The following is a 20,712-nucleotide window of genomic DNA, read 5'->3' as shown; positions in this document are numbered from 1 at the left end:
CAAGCGTTAATCCGACCACTTTTCCGTTAGGAAAAGTGCGAATTAACGATCCCTGCGCCAGGCGTCAGCGGTTAAAGCCTCGCCGAAGTGGCTGTTAATCAGCCGCTTAGTCAGTTCATGCAGCGGGGAGGCCAGCACGTCAGCCGTACTGCCGCGCTCCACCACTTCGCCTTCGTGCATCACCATCACCTGGTCGCTGATGTGCTTCATCATGCCAATGTGTTGGGTCACGTAAATATAAGAGATACCTTGTTTTTCCTGCAGCTCAAGCATCAGGTTAATCAGCTGTGAGCGCATGGACATATCCAGCGAGGCCAGCGCTTCGTCGGCAATAATCACCTTCGGCCTCAGAATCAGCGCGCGGGCGAGGCCCAGACGCTGTTTTTGCCCCGGAGCGAGCATATGCGGATAGTAGCTGGCGTGATCCGGCAACAGGCCGACCATACGCAGCGTCTCCAGAATGCGTTTCTGGCGCAGCTCAGACTCAAGCTCGGTATTCAGCCGCAGCGGGAAGTCCAGAATCTGCGAGATGCGCTGGCGCGGGTTCAGCGAGGTGCTCGGATCCTGAAATATCATGCGGATCCGCTGGCTGCGCCAGGAGTAGTCGCCGAAGTGAAGAGGGTGATCGTCAATCACCAGCTCGCCGGTGGTAGGTTCAATCATCCCCGCCAGCATTTTCGCCAGCGTAGACTTACCCGACCCGTTTTCGCCGATAATGGCGAGCGTTTGCTTCTCGCGCAGCGTAAAGTTAAGCGGCTTGACCGCCTCGACGTGCTGGCGGCGGAACAGGCCGGTACGGTAGCGAAACGTCTTACTTAAATTGCGAACTTCCAGCAGCGTTTCGACCATTACTGACTCTCCATATTCAGCGGGAAGTGGCAGGCATACAGGTGGTTCTTAGCCCCTTCAAGCCTTGGCGCTTCAATGCATTTTCGCTGGGCGTAAGGGCAGCGGGGGCCAAGACGGCAGCCCATTGGCAGCTGTTCCAGCAAAGGAATGGCTCCCGGCATGGTATTTAACCGGCTCTTGTGCGGCATCGGGCTACCAAAATCAGGAATAGCGCGGATGAGCGCCTGGGTATACGGATGATGAGGCACGGTCACCAGCTCTTCGCTGGTGGCGCTCTCCACGGTTTGCCCGCAGTACATAACGTTAATTTTATCCGCCCAATGGCTCAGCATCTGCAGGTCGTGGCTAATCAGCAGGATCGTGGTGTTGTTATTCTGGTTCAGCCGGGTCAACAGGCGGAAGATTTGCGATTGCGTCGTCGGCTCCATGGCGTTAGTCGGCTCGTCGGCAATCAGCAGGCGCGGCTGGTTTGCCAGCGCAATGGCAATCATCACCTTCTGGCATTCGCCTTCCGTCAGCTCGTACGGGTAGCTGCTCATGGCGTCTTTATGATCTTTAATCCCCACGCGGTGCAGCAGTTCGATAGCGCGGCGTTTTCGCCAGCCAAAGCGCTGCCACCAGCGGCCTTTGTAGGTCCAGCCGGGGATGTTCTGGGTCAGCTGACGGCCAATCCTTTCTGAAGGATCCAGGCAAGACTGTGGCTCCTGGAAAATCATCGACACGTTATGGCCGACGAGGCGGCGGCGTTCGCGTGGGGAGAGCCGCAGCAGGTCAATATCATCAAAGCGCATGCGGTCGGCGGTCACGCGCCAGTTATCTTTGGTTACGCCGCAGATAGCCTTGGCGATGAGGCTTTTCCCCGAGCCGGACTCGCCGACCAGGCCGCGAATTTCCCCTTCGGCAAGCGTCATGCTGATGCGGTCGACGGCCTTTACCCAGCCTTCAGACGTCATAAATTCGATGGTCAGATTGCGGATATCAAGTAACGGCATTATTGCACCCCCGCATTAATCGCGCGGCGCAGGCCGTCGCCAAGCAGGTTAACCAGCAGCACGCTTATCATGATGGCGGCACCCGGCAGCATAACAGTCCACGGCGCAACATAAATCAGCTCCAGGGCGTCGCCCAGCATCGCGCCCCATTCCGGAGAAGGCAGCTGCGCGCCAAGATCGAGAAAGCCCAGCGCGGCAATATCCAGAATAGCCATAGACAGCGCGCGCGTGGTTTCGGTGACCAGCGTGGCGGTGATATTAGGCATGACGGCAAACCACAGAATATTCAGCGTAGAGGCGCCGTCAAGGCGGGCGGCAACCACGTACTCTTTTTCCAGCTCGTCGTGGACCGCGCTGTACACCGAGCGCACCATGCGGGGCAGCAGCGCCAGCCAGACGGCAAACATCGCGTGGCTCAGATGCGGGCCGGCAAAAGCCACAACAATAATCGCCAGCAGCAGGGAAGGAATAGAAAGCAACGTATCAAGGATATGGTTCAGCACCGCCGAACGCAGGCCGTGGCTTGAGCCGGCGATAACGCCGAGCACGATGCCGCAGACTGTCGCCGCAAGGGTAACGACAAACGCGCCTCCTACCGTTGGTGCAGCGCCGCTCAGCAGACGGCTCAGCACGTCACGGCCGAGATCGTCGGTACCGAGGAAGAACGACACCTCGCCGTAGCGGGACCAGGACGGCGGCAGAAGCTGATAGCCCAGGAACTGCTGATCAATCTGATAAGGGGCAAAAAGGCTGCCAAACAGGCACAGTATCGCCAGGCCGCCGCAGCCGTAGAGACCAATCATCGCGGTGGTGTCGCCATAAAATTTCCGCCACGTCAGGCGCAGCGTGCTTGGCGGCCGCTTTTCGCGGTAGACGCTATCGTAAGGCATACCATTCCTTATGCTTCAGTGGGTTGGCCATAGCGCCCAAAATATCGGAAATCACGTTAACGATAATCACCAGCGAGCCAATGACCATCACCCCGGCGGAAATAGCCATATAGTCCTGCTGGCGAATGGCGTTGATCAGCCAGCGGCCAAGGCCCGGCCAGCTGAAGACCACTTCGGTGATCATCGCCAGCGTCAGCATGGTTGAAAACTGCAGGCCCAGACGTGGGATCACCGGCGGCAGCGCGTTATGCAGCACGTGGCGATGCAAAATGGTAAAGCGCGAAAGCCCACGCGTGGCGGCCGCTTTGACGTAGTTCTGATCGAACACTTCGATGGTGCTGATACGCATCAGGCGAATGACTTCGGTGGTCGGGGCGACGGCGAGCGCGGCCACCGGCAGCACCATATGACGCAGGGCACTGACGATCATTTCGCTGCGGTAAGGGGAATCAGAGAGCCAAGCATCCACCAGCGCAAACCCGGTGACGGACTTCACCTCGTAAAGTAAATCAAAGCGGCCGGACACGGGGAACCAGCCCAGCGTCAGCGAGAAGAACAGCGTCAGCAGCAGCGCCAGCCAGAACACCGGAATCGAAAAGCCCACCAGCGCCAGGGCGCTGATCAGCTTATCCTGCCACTTATTGCGCATAATGCCCGCCAGCATGCCCACCGGAATGCCAATCAGCAGCGCCAGGCCAAAGGCCAGAATGCACAGCTCCATGGTTGCCGGGAATACATCGCGTAACTGTTCGTTGATCGACTGGCCGTTAATGCTGGACACGCCAAAGTCCCAGTGCAGCAGGCTTTCAAACCAGAACACCCAGGCGTTCCACATCGAGGCGCCCTGCAGCGGCGCGTGCGGGGTGAAATAGTTGAGGCTAAAGCCGACCACCGCGAGGAACAGCAGGGTGATCAGCAGCAGCAAAAGGCGGCGTAAAGTAAAGATGATCATTATTTTTTCACCTCAACATTTTCCCTGGACACGCCCGCAAACGAGGCGTTGCCGAACGGGCTCAGCACCAGGCCTTTCATATCATAGCGGTAGGCCTGTAGCCTTAACGAAGAGGCCAGCGGCAGCACCGGCAGCTCGGCAGAGAGAATATCCTGCGCTTCGTTATAGGCTTCAATTCGGGCGGAAAGCTGCTGGGAAGAAAGCGCTTTTTGCAGCACGCTGTCGAACTGCGGGTTACACCAGCGCGCATAGTTGGTTTGCGAGCCAATCGCCGCGCAGCTCAGCATCGGGCGGAAGAAACTGTCCGGGTCGTTACTGTCCGTTGCCCAACCGGCAAGCGTCAGGTCGTGATTCATGTCCATCAGGCGCGCTTCCTGGAAGCGGCCTTCCATCGGCACGATGATCACCTTCACGCCAATCTGCGCCATATCGGCCTGAATAAGCTCGGCGGTTTTCAGCGGGCTTGGGTTCCAGGCCTGAGAGCTGGTGGGCACCCACAGGCGCAGCTCCAGGTTATTCACGCCCAGCGCTTTCAGCTGTTCGCGGGCCTTAGCCGGATTGTACTCGGTGATTTTTGCGTCGTTATCGTAAGCCCAGGAAGCGCGGGGCAGAATAGACGCCGCGGTTTCAGCGGTGCCGTAATAAATAGACTGCATCAGGCGCTGGTTATTGATCGCCAGCGCGAGGGCATGACGCACGGCCGGGTTATTCAGCGGCGGCTTATTGGTGTTGAACGCCAGATAGGCGATGTTCATGCCGGGGCGCAGCGTCAGGCGTAAACGCGGATCGTCACGCAGGATAGTCAACTGGCTTGCCGCAGGCCAGGCCAGCACGTCGCATTCGCCGGTCAGCAGCTTGGAAAGTCGCCCCGTGCCGCCGGAACCGAGGTCAACCACTACCTGCGGCATCAGCGGCACGCCGCGCCAGAAGTGCTGGTTACGGGCAAGGCGAATGTACTGGCCCGCGCGGTATTCGCTCAGCAGGAACGGGCCGGTGCCGACCGGCTGCCTGTCCATCAGTTCCTGACGATCGGCTTTGGTCAACTGCGCGGCATATTCGGCGGACATCACCGAGGCGTAATGCGTAGCCAGGTGCCAGAGGAAAGAGGCGTCCGGCTTATTGAGGCGGAATTCAACGGTATTGTCATCCAGCTTGCGAACGCTTTTCACCGTTTCCGGGAACTGGAGGCTGTCGAAATAGGGATAGCTGCCGCCGTTAACGTTATGCCACGGGTGGTTGCGGTCGAAAATACGCTCGAAGGTAAACACCACATCATCGGCATTCAGCGTGCGGCCGGGTTTAAACCATGCGGTGGTCTGGAACTGGACATTGCGGCGCAGGTGGAAGCGATAGGTCGCGCCGTTATCCAGCACTTCCCAGCTTTCCGCCAGCTCAGGCACCAGGCGATAGGTATAAGGGTCGACGTCCAGCAGGCGGTCGTAAAGCTGTGCCGCCAGCGTGTCGACGGTCAGGCCGCCGCTGGTCATCTGTGGGTTGAAGGTGTTGACCTGCCCGTTGACGCAATAAACGAACCCACTGCGGCGAATATCTGCCGGTTTTTCAGCGGGCGCTGCGGCATGTGCCGCGCCGCTCAGGCAGCATAAACCCAGTAACAGGGAGGAGAGCATTCCGCGCATAAGTTTTTGAGTTATCTCAGGTGATAGGCAAAGTGTATCGCACTCTTGCCTTCTCCCCAAAATTACTGGTGACGATCGGCAATTTTCTGCGCAGGACGATGAAAAAAACGCCGTTCAGTCGGGCGTTGGGCTGGTTAACTGATGCTTTTTCAGCATCGCACGTAGCTGATGATAACTCACGCCCAGCAGTTCTGCAGCCCGACGTTGGTTAAATACCGCCTGTTTCAGGCTTTGCTCCAGCAGGCTTTTCTCCTGCTCGTTTTGCCAGTTTCGCAGATCGAGCGGCAGGGCGGGCAGCGCAGCATCGGTCTGCTTTTGCGCCGGGTAAAGCGGGGCCGGGCGGCGGGTAAAGGGATTGAGAATAATAGTGTCCAGCGCTTCATCGCTCGAACCGTGGCGATACACCGAGCGTTCGACCACGTTTTTCAGCTCGCGGATGTTGCCCGGCCAGCCATAGTTCAGCAGCGTCTCGCAGGCGCGATCGGTAAAGCCAGGGAACAGCTGTAGATTGAGTTCCCGGCACATTTGAATCGCAAAGTGATCCGCTAGCAGCAGGATATCAGAGCGCCGTTCGCGCAGGGGCGGCAGCATCACCACGTCAAACGCCAGCCTGTCGAGCAGGTCGGCGCGGAATTTCCCCTGTTCCGCCAGCTCCGGCAAATCGGCGTTGGTGGCGCAAACCAGCCGGGTATTAACCTGCAGCGGCTGGCTGCCGCCAACGCGCTCAAGTTCGCCGTACTCCACCACGCGCAGCAGCTTTTCCTGCACCAGCATCGGGGCCGTGGCCAGCTCATCAAGGAACAGGGTCCCGCCTTCCGCGCGTTCGAAACGCCCCTGATGACGCTTCTGCGCGCCGGTAAATGCGCCCGCTTCATGGCCAAACAGTTCGCTGTCGAGCAGGTTTTCGTTAAGCGCCGCACAGTTGAGGGAGATAAAAGGCCCTTGCCAGCGCTGTGACAGGAAGTGCAGGCGGTTGGCTATCAGCTCTTTACCTGTACCGCGCTCGCCGATAACCAGCACGGGTTTGTTCAGCGGCGCCAGGCGGGAAACCTGCTCCATGACCTCGAGGAAGCTGTTGGCTTCTCCGATCAGGCTATCCTTGTTTTCTGACATGGCTAAATTCCCTAATAGTTAGTTAATTTAACCACTATAGCGGTTTTTGTATTGACGTCAAATTCGCGTGAATGCTGATAAATCAATGAATTAAAAAGTTGGCACGGATGCTGCAATATCTTTTGCGAGCAGAGTATCTGGCACCCGAAGAGAGTCAGGCACCTGAAATAATGACTTAAGAGGATTGAATAATGGGTATTTTTTCTCGTTTTGCCGACATCGTGAATGCGAACATCAACTCCCTGCTGGAGAAAGCGGAAGACCCGCAAAAGCTGGTGCGTCTGATGATTCAGGAAATGGAAGACACGCTGGTGGAAGTTCGCTCCACTTCAGCTCGCGCGCTGGCCGAGAAGAAACAGCTGAGCCGCCGCGTTGAACAAGCTACCGCGCAGCAGGCCGAATGGCAGGAAAAAGCCGAGCTGGCGCTGCGTAAAGAAAAAGAAGATCTGGCTCGTGCCGCGCTGATTGAAAAACAGAAGCTGACCGACCTGATTGTGACGCTGGAAAATGAAGTGGTTCACGTGGATGAAACCCTGGCGCGCATGAAGAAAGAAATTGGTGAGCTGGAAAACAAACTGAGCGAAACTCGTGCTCGCCAGCAGGCACTGACCCTGCGTCACCAGGCTGCGTCTTCTTCTCGCGACGTTCGCCGCCAGCTGGACAGCGGTAAACTGGACGAAGCCATGGCGCGGTTCGAATCTTTCGAACGCCGCATCGACCAGATGGAGTCCGAGGCGGAAAGCCACGGGTTTGGCAAACAGAAGTCGCTGGACACCCAGTTTGCCGAACTGAAAGCCGATGATGAAATCAGCGCCCAGATAGCTGCGCTGAAAGCTAAAATGAACCAGGATCGTCAATAATAATCCAGGCCGCGGTGCGCAGGGCGTACCGCGATTCAAGCCTGACCTGTAAGGAGTACACATGACCGCGCTTTTTCTTGCTATCCCGCTGACCATCTTTGTGCTGTTTGTGGCGCCGATTTGGCTGTGGCTTCACTACAGCAACCGTCCTAACGGGGAGCAGCTTTCACAGAGTGAACAGCAGCGCCTCGCCCAGTTGACCGATGAGGCGCGACAGATGCGGGAGCGTATTCAGTCTCTGGAACAGATCCTTGATGCCGAACACCCGAACTGGAGAAACAACTAATGGTGAATTCATTTTCCGGTCGTAAGCTGTGGCGCATCCCTGAAAAAGGGATGGTGAAAGGCGTTTGCGCGGGCATTGCGCAGTATCTTGATGTCCCGGTAAAGCTGGTCCGCGCCATTGCCATTTTGTCGATATTCTTTGGCCTGTCGTTTTTTGTGCTGGTGGCCTACATCGTGATGACCTTTGTCCTCGATCCGATGCCCCAAGGCGCAGATGAAAAAAACGCCCAGCCCACCAGCCGTGATTTGCTGAACGAGGTGGATGCGGAGCTGGCAGCGGGTGAACAACGTTTGCGTTCTATGGAACGTTACATCACCTCTGACACCTTTACGCTTCGCAGCCGTTTCCGTCAGCTTTAAAAACAACCCTCTCCCTGAGGGCGAGGGGATAAACAGGTTTTCTCCCTCTCCTGGGGGGAGAGGGCCGGGGTGAGGGCGCCCAGGTTCAATGCCCACCGCACACCGCAATTAACCACTTTTGGAGAGACAATGACTACATTCCATACCGTCAGTCAGAAAGCCAAACCAGGCCTGAAACTCGCCGGTAAGCTGGCTCTGCTTGCCGCCCTGCGATTCGGCCCGGCCGGTTTTGCCGCGTGGGCAATAAAATCTGTTGCCCGTCGTCCACTTAAAATGGTGCTGGCCGTGGTGCTGGAGCCGTTGCTGACCCGCATCCTGCGTAACGTCTCCGATCGTTACGACCGCCGTATGGCAAAATAACCCTCCTGCAACGGTAAGAATTCTCGCCATAACGCTTTGATTCGTGGCATTTCGCCCCATTTGATATTATCAATGAAGGTATTTCCCGAAACGGAAGGCAATCAGGACGCTTATGAACCGAATCAAAAACGAACTTAACGCCCTGGTGAACCGGGGCGTCGATCGTCATTTACGCCTGGCGGTGACCGGGCTGAGCCGCAGCGGTAAAACGGCGTTTATCACCGCGATGGTCAACCAGCTGCTGGGGATTCATACCGGCGCACGCCTGCCGATGTTGAGCGCCGCGCGCGAAGAGCGGCTGCTGGGCGTTAAGCGCGTCCCCCAGCGTGACCTGGGCATTCAACGCTTCACCTATGATGAAGGTATGGCGCAGCTTTTCGGCACGCCCCCGGCCTGGCCGACGCCGACTCGCGGCGTGAGCGAAATGCGCCTGGCGCTGCGCTACCGTTCCAACGACTCGCTGCTGCGCCACTTCAAAGACACTTCAACGCTGTACCTGGAAATCGTGGATTATCCGGGCGAGTGGCTGCTCGACCTGCCCATGTTAGCGCAGGATTACCTCAGCTGGTCGCGACAGATGACCGGCCTGCTGCAGGGGCAGCGCGCCGAATGGTCTGCCCAATGGCGTCGTCTTTGTGAAGGGCTGGATCCTCTTGCACCCGCGGATGAAAACCGCCTCGCCGCTATCTCTGAGGCGTGGACCGACTACCTGATGCGCTGCAAAAAAGAAGGGCTGCACTTTATTCAGCCGGGGCGTTTTGTCCTGCCCGGAGATATGGCCGGAGCTCCGGCCCTGCAGTTCTTCCCGTGGCCGGACGTCGACGATTACGGCGAGTCGAAACTTGCGCAGGCGGATAAAAACAGCAATATCGGTATGCTGCGTGCGCGCTTTGATTACTACTGTGAAAAGGTGGTGAAAGGGTTCTATAAGAATCACTTCCTGCGCTTCGACCGCCAGATCGTGCTGGTGGACTGCCTGCAGCCGCTCAACAGCGGGCCGCAGGCGTTTAACGACATGCGGCTGGCGTTAACCCAGCTAATGCAAAGCTTCCATTACGGGCAGCGCACGTTGTTCCGCCGCCTGTTTTCACCGGTTATCGATAAGCTGCTGTTTGCCGCGACCAAAGCCGATCACGTTACTGTCGATCAGCACGCCAACATGGTCTCTCTACTGCAGCAGCTGGTGCAGGACGCCTGGCAAAATGCGGCCTTCGAAGGTATCACTATGGACTGCATGGGGCTGGCTTCGGTTCAGGCCACGCAGAGCGGCATGGTTGAAGTTCAGGGCGAGCAAATTCCGGCGCTGCGCGGCAACCGCCTTAGCGATGGTGAACCGCTGACGGTCTATCCGGGTGAAGTCCCTTCGCGCCTGCCCGGCAATGCTTTCTGGCAGAACCAGGGTTTTCAGTTTGAACAATTCCGCCCGCAGGTGATGGACGTTGACCGTCCGCTGCCGCACATTCGAATGGACGCGGCGCTGGAATTCCTGATTGGAGATAAATTGCGATGAGCGATCCTATTAAACCGCGCATCGATTTTGCGCAGCCGCTGGAGGCGGACAAAGAGCAGGACTGGAAAGCGGCTCATGCGTTCAGTGAACCAGAGGCTCAAAAGTTTACGCCGGTCGTGACCAGCCCTGAAACGCTTGCCGAAGAAGAAGGGCAGGCAGAGGCGGTTATTGACGCTGCGCTGAGGCCGAAACGCAGCCTGTGGCGTAAAATGGTCACCGCCGGGCTGGCGCTGTTTGGCGTTAGCGTCGTCGCGCAGGGCGTGCAGTGGACCCACAACGCCTTTGTTAATCAAGACTGGATAGCGCTCGGCGGCGGCATAGCCGGTGGGCTTATCGTTGCGGCCGGCGTCGGCTCCATTGCCGGCGAATGGCGGCGTTTATGGCGTTTACGCCAGCGCGCAGAGGAGCGCGACGAGGCCCGCGAGCTGCTTGCCAGCCACGGAACCGGGAAAGGGCGAGCGTTCTGCGAAAAATTAGCCAGCCAGGCCGGGCTGGATAAAGGCCATCCGGCGCTGCAGCGCTGGTACGCCTCCATTCACGAAACCCATAACGACCGGGAAGTTGTGGCGCTCTATGCCCAGCTGGTTCAGCCGGTGCTGGACGCGCAGGCCAGACGTGAAATCAGCCGCTCGGCCGCCGAATCCACGTTGATGATCGCCGTCAGCCCGCTGGCGCTGGTGGATATGGCGTTTATCGCCTGGCGCAACCTGCGCCTGATTAACCGCATTGCCACGCTGTACGGCATCGAGCTGGGCTACTTTAGCCGTATTCGCCTGTTCCGTCTGGTATTGCTGAATATCGCTTTTGCCGGGGCCAGCGAGCTGGTGCGTGAAGTCGGTATGGACTGGATGTCGCAGGATATCGCCGCCCGGCTTTCGGCTCGTGCCGCGCAGGGCATAGGCGCCGGGTTGCTGACCGCGCGTTTGGGGATCAAGGCCATGGAACTGTGCCGTCCGCTGCCGTGGCTGGAGGGTGACAAACCCCGGCTGGGCGATTTCCGCAAACAGCTTCTGGTCCAGCTCAAAGAAACCCTGGCCTCCGGGAAAAACAAACCGGCCAGCTGAGTCCGTGCTATTGACGAAAGGGCAGCTCCGGCTGCCTTTTGTCGTTTACAGCCCCGGAAGAATTTCGCGCTTGTTGACCAGTGGTTTGCCTTTTAGTGTCAACATTTCATGACAGGTATCTTCTTGCTAACGGCTAACTGAGTTATCATCCTTCCAACTCTATGAGGTCCTTCAGCCTGGCTGAGGGTCATATAGGCCGTTTACCGTAAAATAAGGTCACCTGCATGCGTCTGGAAGTCTTTTGTCAGGACCGCCTTGGTCTCACTCGTGAACTGCTCGATCTGTTAGTGCTGCGCGGCATTGATTTGCGCGGTATCGAAATTGACCCGATTGGGCGTATTTACCTTAATTTTTCATCCCTTGATTTTGAATCCTTCAGCAGCCTGATGGCTGAAATCCGCCGCATTCCTGACGTCACGGACGTGCGTAAGGTGCCGTGGATGCCTTCTGAGCGCGAACATCGTGCGTTGAGCGCATTGCTTGAAGCGCTGCCGGAGCCGGTGCTGTCGCTGGATATGCGTAGTAAAGTTGAACTGGCTAACCCGGCAAGCTGCACGCTGTTCGGGCAGAGCGAAGACCGCCTTCGTAACCATAATGCGGGCACGCTGATTAGCGGTTTTAACTTCACCCGCTGGCTGGAGAGCGAACCGCACGACTCGCATACCGAGCATGTGGTGATCCACGGGCAAAACTTCCTGCTGGAGATCACCCCGGTTCACCTGGACGGCGAAGATAAGCAGCCGCTGCTGGTTGGTGCGGTTGTTATGCTGCGTTCTACGGTGCGCATGGGGCGTCAGTTGCAAAACCTCTCCAGCAGCGATTTCAGCGCCTTTGACCAGATTGTTGCCGTCAGTCAGAAAATGCGTCACGTAGTTGAGCAGGCCCGCAAACTGGCGCTGCTGAATGCGCCATTATTGATTGTGGGTGATACCGGCACAGGTAAAGATCTTCTGGCGAATGCCTGCCACCTGAGCAGCCCGCGGGCGCAGAAGCCTTATCTGGCGCTTAACTGCGGTTCTATTCCCGATGACGTTATCGAAAGCGAGCTGTTTGGCCATGCCGCCGGTGCCTATGCCAACGCCGTCGAAGGCAAAAAAGGCTTCTTCGAGCAGGCTAACGGCGGCTCGGTTCTGCTGGATGAAATCGGCGAAATGTCGCCGCGCATGCAAACCAAGCTGCTGCGCTTCCTGAACGACGGGACTTTCCGTCGCGTAGGCGAAGAGCATGAGGTGCATGTCGACGTTCGCGTAATTTGTGCGACGCAGAAAAATCTGGTGGAGCTGGTGCAGAAAGGTGAGTTCCGCGAGGATCTTTATTACCGCCTGAACGTGCTGACCCTGAACCTGCCGCCGCTGCGCGATCGTCCGCAGGACATCATGCCGCTGACCGAACTGTTCGTGGCGCGCTTTGCCGACGAACAGGGCGTGCCACGGCCTAAGCTGTCTCACGATTTAAGCAGCGTGCTGACCCGCTACGGCTGGCCGGGTAACGTTCGCCAGCTCAAAAACGCTATTTATCGTGCTTTAACCCAGCTGGAAGGCTACGAGCTTCGTCCGCAGGACATCCTGCTGCCGGACTTTGACGCGGCCAGCCTGGCTGTGGGGGAAGAAGCGATGGAAGGATCGCTGGATGATATTACCAGCCGCTTTGAGCGCTCGGTATTAACGCAGCTTTACCGGAGTTATCCAAGTACCCGTAAGCTGGCAAAACGGCTGGGAGTTTCCCATACCGCGATTGCCAACAAGCTGCGCGAATACGGTCTGAGCCAGAAGAAAAGCGAAGAGTAAAAATAAAAAACCCCGGAGAACCGGGGTTTTCTTTTGATACAGGCCCTGAGTCTTAAGCCTTCAGCACTTCCAGTGCCGCAGCGTAGTCCGGCTCGGTGGTGATTTCATTCACCAGCTCGCTGAACACCACTTCATCGTTCTCATTGATAACCACTACCGCACGTGCGGTCAGGCCTTTCAGCGCGCCTTCGGCAATGCTGACGCCGTAAGCCTGCTGGAACTCAGGGTTACGCAGGGTCGACAGGGTAACGACGTTGTTCAACCCTTCAGCGCCGCAGAAACGGGACTGAGCGAACGGCAGGTCGGCAGAGATACACAGCACAACGGTGTTATCCAGCTCGGTTGCCAGTTGGTTAAATTTACGCACGGATGCGGCACACACGCCGGTATCGATGCTTGGGAAAATATTCAGCACTTTACGTTTGCCGGCGAACTGGCTCAGCGCAACGTCAGAAAGATCTTTAGCGACCAGGGTGAATGCAGTGGCTTTGCTGCCGGTCTGTGGGATCTGACCTGCAACCTTGACCGGGTTGCCCTGGAAATGAACGGTTTGTGACATGTTTAATCTTCCTTTTACATAAAATTAACGCCCGGGACAGTGTATTCCAGGAAATCCGTGATGAACATAAAAAACTGAAAGTGCACGTAAAAGCCTGGGCTCGCTATACTCAGGCGATAACCCCAGGGGAGGATGACGATGAGAACAGTGAAAGTTTACCAGGAAGCATGGCCGCTCCATACGCCATTTGTGATATCGAGGGGAACGCGCAGCGAAGCGGTTGTCGTGGTGGTTGAGCTGGAAGAGGACGGTGTGAAAGGCGTCGGCGAATGCACGCCATACCCGCGCTATGGTGAAAGCGATGCTTCGGTTCTGGCTCAGGTAACAACGGTACTTTCACTGCTTGAACGCGGTATGACGCGCGCTGAATTGCAGCAGGCTCTGCCGCCGGGGGCGGCGCGCAATGCAATCGACAGCGCGCTGTGGGACTTAGAAGCCCGGATGAAACATACCAGCGTATCAGCCCTGAATTCGGTTGAATTACCTGAAATGGTGACCACGGCTCAAACGGTCACGATTGCCGCCCCGGAACAAATGGCTGCATCTGCTGCTTTGTTATGGGAGAAAGGCGCCCGCCTGCTTAAGGTCAAACTTGACGATCGTCTTATTACCGAGCGTATGGTTGCCATCAGGGCGGCGGTACCCGAAGCTATTTTGATTGTGGATGCCAACGAGTCCTGGCGCAGCGATGGCCTGGCCGCGCGCTGCCAGCTGCTGGCAGACCTCAACGTGGCGATGCTGGAGCAGCCGCTTCCGGCGGGGGACGACGGCGCCCTGGCCAATTTTATCCACCCGCTACCGATTTGCGCCGACGAAAGTTGCCACACGCGTAGCAGCCTGCCTGCGCTTGCCGGGCGTTACGAAATGGTGAACGTTAAGCTCGATAAAACCGGCGGTCTGACGGAGGCGTTGCTGCTGGCTAAGGCCGCGCGGGAGCAGGGATTTGACGTCATGCTCGGCTGTATGCTTTGCACGTCACGGGCGATTGCTGCCGCGTTACCGCTGGCGGCCAGAGTACGTTTTGCCGATCTGGATGGCCCCACCTGGCTTGCCGTAGACGTGGAGCCATCGCTGCATTTTGAAACCGGAAAACTCTACCCTTAAGCTTACCTGTGCCAGTGCAAAAGATCGGTCATTGCGCGCAGGTAGCGCTCGCTGGCTTCATCCGCTGAGATCGGCGGAAATTCAGCCGTGATACAGGGCAGGCCCAGGTCGGCGCACCAGCTGCCGAACGACCCCGGCGTTTCATACCCGACGCTGGTCACCAGCGGGAGCGCAAACGCCTCGGCCAGCCAGTGCCCCAGGGCTGAACTGTGGGGATCTTCAATGCAGCCCAGCGGATCGTGAAAAGAGACAACCCACGCGGGCTGCAGCTGATGGATAAGCTGGCACAGCGCGGTAGTTTCTGGTTCAGATCCCGGCGTCTGGCCGGTAGACAACACCACGTCACGTTTATCCGCGCTGCTGTTCCAGCGGTAAACCGTGTCACCCGCTTTCCAGTTGGCGGCCGGGAAGTTGCGGTTCAGGTCGACGCCGTGCGCATTTGCACGCAGGCCAAGCTGGCAGCCGTCCGGATTCACCGCCAGCACCACATGATGCCGCCTGAACTGCGGTTCGAGCGTCCTTAAAGCGCAGGAAAGCGCCACCATCGCGGCGTTCTCATCGCCGTGTGTGCCGGCAATGATTAGCCCGCTGCGCTCTTCCGTTTTTATTGCCGGAAAATAGAGCAGCGGCGCGCCTAATGCTGATTTTCCGTAGCGTTCACAGCCCGGCGGCAAATGGCCGCGCTGGGGGCGAGGGCGGGTCACAGGCATGATGTTCCTCTCACTGAATAAGACGGCTATGAACGTCATTAATAGCAATCTTTTAGGGAAAACTCACCTTAAACCGCAGATGTGAGCTTTTTCCTGGAATCAAAAGAATAAATTACGCTACAGTAACTTACACAAATCTCCTGAATGCAAAAACACGGAAGGAAAGCGATGAAAAAAAGCCTCAGTTTTAGCTGTTGTGCGTTGGCCGTTGCCGCCATGCTGCAAAGCGCCTGGGCGGCGGATGTGCCTGCAGGGACAAAGCTTGCAAGCAGTCAGGAGTTGGTCAGACATATTAAAGACGAGCCCGCGAGTCTGGACCCGATCAAAGCGGTCGGCCTGCCGGAAATTCAGGTTATTCGCGATCTTTTTGAAGGGCTGGTTAACCAAAACGAAAAAGGCGAGCTGGTCCCTGGCGTGGCGACCAAATGGCAAAGCAACGACAATCGCGTCTGGACGTTTACATTGCGGGATAACGCCCGCTGGTCCGACGGCTCACCGGTCACGGCGCAGGACTTTGTTTACAGCTGGCAGCGCCTGGTTGACCCGAAAAATACCTCTTCCTTTGCCTGGTTCGCCGCGCTCGCGGGTATCACCAACGCCCAGGCCATTATCGACGGAAAAATGCCTGCCGATAAGCTCGGCGTAACGGCCGTGGATGCCAAAACATTGCGCGTTCAGCTTGATAAACCCGTGCCGTTCTTCCCAGGCCTGGCGGCAAACTTTGCCTTCTATCCAACGCCTAAAGCGGTCGTTGAAAAATTAGGTAATGAGTGGACGAAACCCGGCAACCTCGTGGGCAACGGCGCATTTACGCTGCAGGACCGCGTGGTGAACGAGAAGCTGGTTGTGGTGCCGAATAAAAATTATTGGGATAACGGGAAAACGGTGCTGACCAAAGTGACCTTTGTTCCTATTAACCAGGAGTCGGCGGCAACCAAGCGTTATCTGGCCGGCGATATCGACATCACCGAGTCTTTCCCGAAAAACCTCTATCAGAAGCTGCTGAAAGACATTCCGGGGCAGGTCTACACGCCGCCACAGCTTGGCACCTATTATTACGCGTTTAATACGCAAAAAGGGCCGACAGCGGACCCACGAGTGCGCCTTGCATTAAGCATGACTATCGATCGCCGCCTTATGGCAGACAAAGTTCTGGGCACGGGAGAAAAACCGGCCTGGCGTTTTACGCCTGACGTCACCGCTGGCTTTGAGCCGGACTCTTCATCGTTTGAAGAGATGAGCCAACAGGAGCTTAACGCTCAGGCGAAAATGCTGCTGCGGGCCGCAGGCTACGGCGATGCCAAACCGTTGAAGCTGACCCTGCTGTACAACACGTCCGAAAACCACCAGAAAATAGCGATTGCCGTTGCCTCAATGTGGAAGAAAAATCTGGGCGTTGACGTGAAGCTGCAAAACCAGGAATGGAAAACGTACATCGATAGCCGCAATACCGGTAACTTCGACGTGATTCGTGCCTCATGGGTGGGGGACTACAATGAACCTTCGACCTTCCTGTCGCTGTTAACCTCGACCCACAGCGGCAATATTTCACGCTTTAACTCCCCGGCATACGACAAGCTGCTGTCCCAGGCGGCGCTGGAAACCACCGATAAAGCGCGCAATACGGATTACAACGCAGCGGAAAAAATCATTCAGGAAAAAGCGCCTATTGCGCCTATCTACCAGTACACCAATGGTCGCCTGATTAAACCCTGGCTGAAAGGTTACCCGATTAACAACCCGGAAGACGTGGCTTACAGCCGGACGATGTACATTATCAAGCATTAGTGCTGGCTAAAATTTGTGCGGTAAAAGTGTTATTATAGTCACCTCAGACATAGCGATTGCGGAGGTGACTAAATGGCATCAGGTTGGGCCAATGACGACGCCGTTCAGGAGCAAATCGACAGCACCGTGGACGACGCCGTTGCCAGAGCGCGCAGTGAGTTGCCGAAAGGCGAAAGTTTGTTGTACTGCGAGGAGTGCGGGGAACGCATTCCAGACGCGCGGCGCAGGGCGATTCAGGGTGTGCGGCTGTGCATCCGCTGCCAGCAGGCGGAGGATGTGCACCGGGCCACGTTCTCAGGTTATAACCGCCGCGGCTCGAAAGACAGCCAGCTACGTTAGCAAAAACCGGGCAATAGCCCGGTTTTTTTTCGCCTGCCATTAAGGTTTATTTACGCTTTTCTCTGCAATTTCAGCGCGTTTGATAACTTCTTGCGGTTGCCTTCGTATCAGAGATGGCTAGACTGACAGAAAGAACTGACTCAGCTTGAGGATTGCGCAGTGGATGTAATTAAAGGCAGCGAGCTGCACGTGCCGGACGCGGTATTTGCCTGGCAACTGGACGGGAAGGGCGGCGTAAAGCCCATCGACAGCAACGAAATCATCGACAGCGAGCATCCCTGCTGGCTGCATCTCAATTACACCAACGCCGACAGCGCGGACTGGCTGGCAAACACGCCGCTGTTGCCCAACTATGTCAGAGACGCATTAGCCGGTGAGAGCATGCGTCCACGCGTTTCTCGTGTCGGTGACGGCACGCTGATTACCCTGCGCTGCATCAACGGCAGTACCGACGAACGTCCGGACCAATTGGTGGCCGTGCGGCTTTACATCGATGAACGGCTCATTGTTTCAACCCGCAGGCGGCAGGTGCTGGCGCTGGACGATGTGGTTAACGATCTGAATGAAGGCACCGGCCCGACCGACTGCGGCAGCTGGCTGGTGGATGCCTGTGATGCGCTCACCGATCACGCCAGTGAATTTATCGAGCAAATGCACGACAAAATCATCGACCTGGAAGACAATTTGCTCGACCAGCAGGTTCCGCCTCGCGGCGCGCTGGCGCTGCTGCGTAAGCAACTGATCGTAATGCGTCGCTACATGTCTCCGCAGCGGGATGTTTACGCGCGACTGTCCAGCGAGCGGCTTAGCTGGATGAACGACGATCAGCGCCGCCGTATGCAGGACATTGCCGACAGGCTGGGCAGGGGGCTGGACGAAATCGACTCCTGCATCGCCCGCACGGGTGTGATGACCGATGAGATCTCCCAGGTGATGCAAGAATCCTTAAACCGCCGAACTTACACCATGTCGCTGATGGCCATGGTATTTTTACCCAGCACGTTTTTAACCGGGCTGTTTGGCGTTAACCTTGGGGGCATTCCCGGGGGCGGCTGGGCGTTTGGCTTTGCGCTGTTCTGCATTATGTTGGTGGTTTTGATCGGCGGTGTTGCCTGGTGGTTACATCGCAGTAGATGGCTGTAAAATCGCATCATTTTAATGGGATCAACCGCTGAAAACGGCGCTGTTCTTGAGCAAAATCAAGAAACCAAATGCCGCATAGGGGCAAACTCTCTCTCGCAGGTGAATGCAACGTCAAGCGATGGGCGTTGCGCTCCATATTGTCTTACTTCCTTTTTTTAGAATTACTGCATAGCACAATTGATTCGTACAATGCCGACTTTAAGAGTCGGCTTTTTTTTGTCCGTCATTTGTGGACTACGCTTTAAAGGGCGAATTCACCCACGCAGGAGATGACGATGCTGTATCGCAACAGCCTGATGATGAGCGACCCGGCTTTTCCCACCGAACCCGTGCCGGTACCTGACCCGATCCCTAAACCGCAGCCCATTCCAGACCCGCCGACCGACCCGGACCCGAGGCCAATCATCGACCCACCGGCGCATCACTGAAGTTTTCCCTCTCCGGGCGGAGAGGGAAGTAAGATTATTTGATTTCCAGAATATCCAGGCGCTGCAGAGCGGCGTCCGCGCCGTCTTCTTCCGGCTGCCAGCCAACCGGCTGCATCGGAATGTCTTCACGATCGAACGCCAGATCGCCGCCGTTCACGACTTCTGAACCGTGAGTAATATTGGCGAAATCAAACAGTTCGGTATCGCACATGTGTGACGGCACCACGTTCTGCATCGCCGTAAACATGGTTTCGATGCGCCCCGGATAGCGTTTATCCCAGTCGCGCAGCATATCGGCAATCACCTGGCGCTGCAGGTTTGGCTGCGAGCCGCACAGGTTACACGGAATAATCGGGTATTCGCGGGCAATCGCAAAACGCTCAATGTCTTTCTCGCGGCAGTAGGCCAGCGGGCGAATAACGATGTGCTTGCCGTCGTCGCTCATCAGCTTCGGTGGCATACCCTTCATCTTGCCGCCGTAGAACATATTCAGGAACAGCGTCTGCAGAATATCGTCGCGATGGTGGCCCAGCGCGATTTTGGTACAGCCCAATTCGGTCGCGGTGCGATACAGAATGCCGCGGCGCAGGCGCGAGCACAGAGAGCAGGTGGTTTTGCCTTCCGGGATCTTCTCTTTAACGATGCCGTAGGTGTTCTCTTCTACAATCTTGTATTCAACGCCGATGCTGTCCAGATAAGCCGGCAGAATATGCTCAGGGAAGCCAGGCTGTTTCTGGTCGAGGTTGACCGCCACGAGGCTAAAACTGATTGGCGCGCTCTGCTGAAGGTTGCGCAGAATCTCCAGCATGGTGTAGCTGTCTTTGCCGCCGGAAAGGCAAACCATAATGCGGTCGCCGTCTTCAATCATGTTGTAATCGGCAATCGCTTCACCCACGTTGCGACGCAGGCGTTTCTGTAACTTGTTCAGGTTGTACTGTTCTTTTTGAGTGGTCATGAAAGTCTCGGGCTCTGAATCCAACACGCACAGCGTGTCATGCTGGCGTGTATGGTACGGATTGCGGCGGCGAATGCCAGCAGGATTTACGGACATGCCACACCCATCGACTATGCTTTACTGGGTTAAACGCAATTCATAGCGACGAGGAGTGAGGTTTATGACCTTCGTAAAGACGAAAGATGGCGTCAATATCTTCTATAAAGACTGGGGGCCGAAAGAGGCTCAGCCGATTGTTTTTCATCATGGTTGGCCGTTAAGCGCCGATGACTGGGATAACCAGATGCTGTTTTTCTTAGGCGAAGGCTTCCGGGTTATCGCGTTCGACCGTCGCGGGCACGGCCGTTCAGACCAGGTCAGTGAAGGGCATGATATGGATCATTATGCTGCGGATGCCTCGGCGGTAGCGGAGCATCTGGATCTGAAAAATGCCGTGCACGTGGGGCACTCAACCGGCGGTGGGCAGGTAGCTCGCTATGTGGCCAAATACGGGCAGCCTCAGGGGCGCGTGGCGAAAGCCGTTTTAGTCAGTGCCGTTCCGCCGCTGATGGTGAAAACGGCGAACAATCCGGGCGGAACGCCGCTCGACGTTTTCGACGGCTTCCGTAAAGCGCTGGCGGCAAACCGGGCGCAGTTTTACCTTGATGTAGCCTCTGGCCCGTTCTACGGCTTTAACCGCCAGGGGGCAGAAGTCGCCGAGGGCAGCATCCGGAACTGGTGGCGGCAGGGCATGACCGGCAGCGCAAAAGCGCACTATGACGGTATTAAAGCGTTTTCAGAAACCGATCAGACCGACGATCTGAAAGCCATCACCGTTCCCGTCTTAGTACTGCAGGGCGATGACGATCAGATTGTGCCTTATAAAAATGCTGCCATTCTGCAGGACAAGCTGCTCAGCAACGGCACACTGCATATCTATCCCGGCTATCCTCACGGAATGCATACCACGCATGCCGATACCATCAATGCGGACATCCTGAAATTTATCCGCAGCTAATAGCCTGTTGTCAGGGGAGGCGAAAGGCCC

Annotated in this window: 22 protein-coding genes; 13 read left to right on the top strand and 9 right to left on the bottom strand. The window is 56.9% G+C overall.

Translation table 11 applies throughout. The annotated features are described in order from the left end of the window. Positions 1-42: 42 nt before the first annotated feature. From sapF to pspF, 6 genes are all read right to left on the bottom strand, one after another. Complete coding sequence (gene sapF, locus HX778_RS22225) at positions 43-849, bottom strand: putrescine export ABC transporter ATP-binding protein SapF (protein WP_154186893.1); 807 nt, start codon at positions 847-849, stop codon at positions 43-45. Continuing rightward, complete coding sequence (sapD, locus tag HX778_RS22220) at positions 849-1,841, bottom strand: putrescine export ABC transporter ATP-binding protein SapD (RefSeq protein WP_038471976.1); 993 nt, start codon at positions 1,839-1,841, stop codon at positions 849-851. Before sapD ends, sapF begins: the two co-directional genes overlap by 1 nt. Then, positions 1,841-2,731 (bottom strand): putrescine export ABC transporter permease SapC, encoded by an 891-nt coding sequence (gene sapC, locus HX778_RS22215; protein ID WP_038471979.1) that lies wholly within the window; start codon positions 2,729-2,731, stop codon positions 1,841-1,843. Before sapC ends, sapD begins: the two co-directional genes overlap by 1 nt. After that, positions 2,718-3,683, bottom strand: a complete 966-nt coding sequence (gene sapB, locus HX778_RS22210) for a putrescine export ABC transporter permease SapB (RefSeq protein WP_038471982.1) — start codon at positions 3,681-3,683, stop codon at positions 2,718-2,720. The genes sapC and sapB overlap by 14 nt, the downstream gene beginning before the upstream one ends. Further along, on the bottom strand, positions 3,683-5,320 hold the full coding sequence (sapA, locus tag HX778_RS22205) for an ABC transporter substrate-binding protein SapA (protein ID WP_176983085.1): 1,638 nt from the start codon (positions 5,318-5,320) through the stop codon (positions 3,683-3,685). Before sapA ends, sapB begins: the two co-directional genes overlap by 1 nt. 114 nt (positions 5,321-5,434) lie before the next feature. After that, a complete protein-coding gene (gene pspF / locus HX778_RS22200) occupies positions 5,435-6,433 on the bottom strand; it encodes a phage shock protein operon transcriptional activator (protein WP_038471988.1) in 999 nt (332 codons plus the stop codon). A 191-nt stretch (positions 6,434-6,624) separates the two neighbouring features. Between pspF and pspA the strand changes: the two genes are divergently transcribed. The 7 genes from pspA to tyrR all read left to right on the top strand — a co-directional run bounded on the left by pspA (position 6,625) and on the right by tyrR (position 12,659). Then, positions 6,625-7,293, top strand: a complete 669-nt coding sequence (gene pspA, locus HX778_RS22195; protein ID WP_038471992.1) for a phage shock protein PspA — start codon at positions 6,625-6,627, stop codon at positions 7,291-7,293. A 61-nt stretch (positions 7,294-7,354) separates the two neighbouring features. Then, the gene (gene pspB / locus HX778_RS22190) at positions 7,355-7,579 is read left to right on the top strand and encodes an envelope stress response membrane protein PspB (protein ID WP_038471995.1); all 225 of its coding nucleotides are present in this window, start codon (positions 7,355-7,357) and stop codon (positions 7,577-7,579) included. Next, positions 7,579-7,938: an envelope stress response membrane protein PspC gene (gene pspC / locus HX778_RS22185; protein ID WP_038471998.1), complete on the top strand. Its 360-nt coding sequence runs from the start codon at positions 7,579-7,581 to the stop codon at positions 7,936-7,938. The genes pspB and pspC overlap by 1 nt, the downstream gene beginning before the upstream one ends. A 129-nt stretch (positions 7,939-8,067) precedes the next feature. After that, entirely contained in the window at positions 8,068-8,298 is a 231-nt protein-coding gene (gene pspD, locus HX778_RS22180) for a phage shock protein PspD (protein ID WP_038472001.1), read from the top strand. Between the two features lie 112 nt (positions 8,299-8,410). Next, positions 8,411-9,808, top strand: a complete 1,398-nt coding sequence (locus HX778_RS22175; protein WP_038472004.1) for a YcjX family protein — start codon at positions 8,411-8,413, stop codon at positions 9,806-9,808. Then, a complete protein-coding gene (locus tag HX778_RS22170) occupies positions 9,805-10,872 on the top strand; it encodes a YcjF family protein (RefSeq protein ID WP_176983084.1) in 1,068 nt (355 codons plus the stop codon). The genes HX778_RS22175 and HX778_RS22170 overlap by 4 nt, the downstream gene beginning before the upstream one ends. A 224-nt stretch (positions 10,873-11,096) precedes the next feature. After that, positions 11,097-12,659, top strand: a complete 1,563-nt coding sequence (tyrR, locus tag HX778_RS22165; protein ID WP_038472010.1) for a transcriptional regulator TyrR — start codon at positions 11,097-11,099, stop codon at positions 12,657-12,659. Positions 12,660-12,711: 52 nt separating this feature from the next. Here the strand turns inward: tyrR and tpx are convergent, their stop codons facing one another. After that, the gene (tpx, locus tag HX778_RS22160) at positions 12,712-13,218 is read right to left on the bottom strand and encodes a thiol peroxidase (RefSeq protein ID WP_038472012.1); all 507 of its coding nucleotides are present in this window, start codon (positions 13,216-13,218) and stop codon (positions 12,712-12,714) included. Between the two features lie 138 nt (positions 13,219-13,356). Between tpx and ycjG the strand changes: the two genes are divergently transcribed. Further along, a complete protein-coding gene (gene ycjG / locus HX778_RS22155) occupies positions 13,357-14,322 on the top strand; it encodes an L-Ala-D/L-Glu epimerase (RefSeq protein ID WP_038472015.1) in 966 nt (321 codons plus the stop codon). A 2-nt stretch (positions 14,323-14,324) separates the two neighbouring features. Here ycjG and mpaA read toward each other — a convergent pair whose 3' ends face one another. Beyond that, positions 14,325-15,032 carry a murein tripeptide amidase MpaA gene (gene mpaA / locus HX778_RS22150; RefSeq protein WP_176983083.1) on the bottom strand — a complete coding sequence of 236 codons (708 nt, stop codon included), beginning with the start codon at positions 15,030-15,032 and terminating at the stop codon, positions 14,325-14,327. A 168-nt stretch (positions 15,033-15,200) separates the two neighbouring features. Between mpaA and HX778_RS22145 the strand changes: the two genes are divergently transcribed. The 4 genes from HX778_RS22145 (at position 15,201) to HX778_RS22130 (ending at position 18,730) form a co-directional block, all read left to right on the top strand. Next, complete coding sequence (locus HX778_RS22145; protein ID WP_176983082.1) at positions 15,201-16,820, top strand: ABC transporter substrate-binding protein; 1,620 nt, start codon at positions 15,201-15,203, stop codon at positions 16,818-16,820. Between the two features lie 72 nt (positions 16,821-16,892). Next, positions 16,893-17,159 carry a DksA/TraR family C4-type zinc finger protein gene (locus tag HX778_RS22140; protein ID WP_038472024.1) on the top strand — a complete coding sequence of 89 codons (267 nt, stop codon included), beginning with the start codon at positions 16,893-16,895 and terminating at the stop codon, positions 17,157-17,159. Between the two features lie 159 nt (positions 17,160-17,318). Then, the gene (gene zntB / locus HX778_RS22135; RefSeq protein WP_176983081.1) at positions 17,319-18,302 is read left to right on the top strand and encodes a zinc transporter ZntB; all 984 of its coding nucleotides are present in this window, start codon (positions 17,319-17,321) and stop codon (positions 18,300-18,302) included. A 275-nt stretch (positions 18,303-18,577) separates the two neighbouring features. Then, the gene (locus tag HX778_RS22130) at positions 18,578-18,730 is read left to right on the top strand and encodes a hypothetical protein (protein WP_167549830.1); all 153 of its coding nucleotides are present in this window, start codon (positions 18,578-18,580) and stop codon (positions 18,728-18,730) included. 34 nt (positions 18,731-18,764) lie between these two features. Here HX778_RS22130 and ttcA read toward each other — a convergent pair whose 3' ends face one another. Beyond that, positions 18,765-19,685, bottom strand: coding sequence for a tRNA 2-thiocytidine(32) synthetase TtcA (gene ttcA, locus HX778_RS22125; RefSeq protein WP_038482561.1), 921 nt, complete (start codon positions 19,683-19,685; stop codon positions 18,765-18,767). A 160-nt stretch (positions 19,686-19,845) separates the two neighbouring features. On the opposite strand from ttcA, the gene HX778_RS22120 reads away from it, so the two are divergent. Next, positions 19,846-20,682 (top strand): alpha/beta fold hydrolase, encoded by an 837-nt coding sequence (locus HX778_RS22120; protein WP_038472031.1) that lies wholly within the window; start codon positions 19,846-19,848, stop codon positions 20,680-20,682. Positions 20,683-20,712: the final 30 nt, after the last annotated feature.

Source organism: Cedecea sp. P7760, from assembly GCF_013386425.1.
Lineage (GTDB): Bacteria > Pseudomonadota > Gammaproteobacteria > Enterobacterales > Enterobacteriaceae > Cedecea > Cedecea selenatireducens.
Note: the sequence above shows the minus strand (reverse complement) of the source record. Positions and strands in the feature narration are given on the sequence as shown.

Excerpts from the sequence above, each read along its gene's own strand:
- HX778_RS22175 (WP_038472004.1), top strand. The coding sequence starts at position 8,411 with ATGAACCGAATCAAAAACGAACTTAACGCCCTGGTGAACCGGGGCGTC.
- tpx (WP_038472012.1), bottom strand. The coding sequence starts at position 13,218 with ATGTCACAAACCGTTCATTTCCAGGGCAACCCGGTCAAGGTTGCAGGT.
- HX778_RS22130 (WP_167549830.1), top strand. The coding sequence starts at position 18,578 with ATGCTGTATCGCAACAGCCTGATGATGAGCGACCCGGCTTTTCCCACC.
- pspA (WP_038471992.1), top strand. The coding sequence starts at position 6,625 with ATGGGTATTTTTTCTCGTTTTGCCGACATCGTGAATGCGAACATCAAC.
- tyrR (WP_038472010.1), top strand. The coding sequence starts at position 11,097 with ATGCGTCTGGAAGTCTTTTGTCAGGACCGCCTTGGTCTCACTCGTGAA.
- HX778_RS22145 (WP_176983082.1), top strand. The coding sequence starts at position 15,201 with ATGAAAAAAAGCCTCAGTTTTAGCTGTTGTGCGTTGGCCGTTGCCGCC.
- sapC (WP_038471979.1), bottom strand. The coding sequence starts at position 2,731 with ATGCCTTACGATAGCGTCTACCGCGAAAAGCGGCCGCCAAGCACGCTG.
- sapF (WP_154186893.1), bottom strand. The coding sequence starts at position 849 with ATGGTCGAAACGCTGCTGGAAGTTCGCAATTTAAGTAAGACGTTTCGC.
- pspB (WP_038471995.1), top strand. The coding sequence starts at position 7,355 with ATGACCGCGCTTTTTCTTGCTATCCCGCTGACCATCTTTGTGCTGTTT.
- pspD (WP_038472001.1), top strand. The coding sequence starts at position 8,068 with ATGACTACATTCCATACCGTCAGTCAGAAAGCCAAACCAGGCCTGAAA.
- sapB (WP_038471982.1), bottom strand. The coding sequence starts at position 3,683 with ATGATCATCTTTACTTTACGCCGCCTTTTGCTGCTGCTGATCACCCTG.
- HX778_RS22140 (WP_038472024.1), top strand. The coding sequence starts at position 16,893 with ATGGCATCAGGTTGGGCCAATGACGACGCCGTTCAGGAGCAAATCGAC.
- sapD (WP_038471976.1), bottom strand. The coding sequence starts at position 1,841 with ATGCCGTTACTTGATATCCGCAATCTGACCATCGAATTTATGACGTCT.
- pspC (WP_038471998.1), top strand. The coding sequence starts at position 7,579 with ATGGTGAATTCATTTTCCGGTCGTAAGCTGTGGCGCATCCCTGAAAAA.
- mpaA (WP_176983083.1), bottom strand. The coding sequence starts at position 15,032 with ATGCCTGTGACCCGCCCTCGCCCCCAGCGCGGCCATTTGCCGCCGGGC.
- pspF (WP_038471988.1), bottom strand. The coding sequence starts at position 6,433 with ATGTCAGAAAACAAGGATAGCCTGATCGGAGAAGCCAACAGCTTCCTC.
- HX778_RS22170 (WP_176983084.1), top strand. The coding sequence starts at position 9,805 with ATGAGCGATCCTATTAAACCGCGCATCGATTTTGCGCAGCCGCTGGAG.
- ycjG (WP_038472015.1), top strand. The coding sequence starts at position 13,357 with ATGAGAACAGTGAAAGTTTACCAGGAAGCATGGCCGCTCCATACGCCA.
- sapA (WP_176983085.1), bottom strand. The coding sequence starts at position 5,320 with ATGCGCGGAATGCTCTCCTCCCTGTTACTGGGTTTATGCTGCCTGAGC.
- ttcA (WP_038482561.1), bottom strand. The coding sequence starts at position 19,685 with ATGACCACTCAAAAAGAACAGTACAACCTGAACAAGTTACAGAAACGC.
- HX778_RS22120 (WP_038472031.1), top strand. The coding sequence starts at position 19,846 with ATGACCTTCGTAAAGACGAAAGATGGCGTCAATATCTTCTATAAAGAC.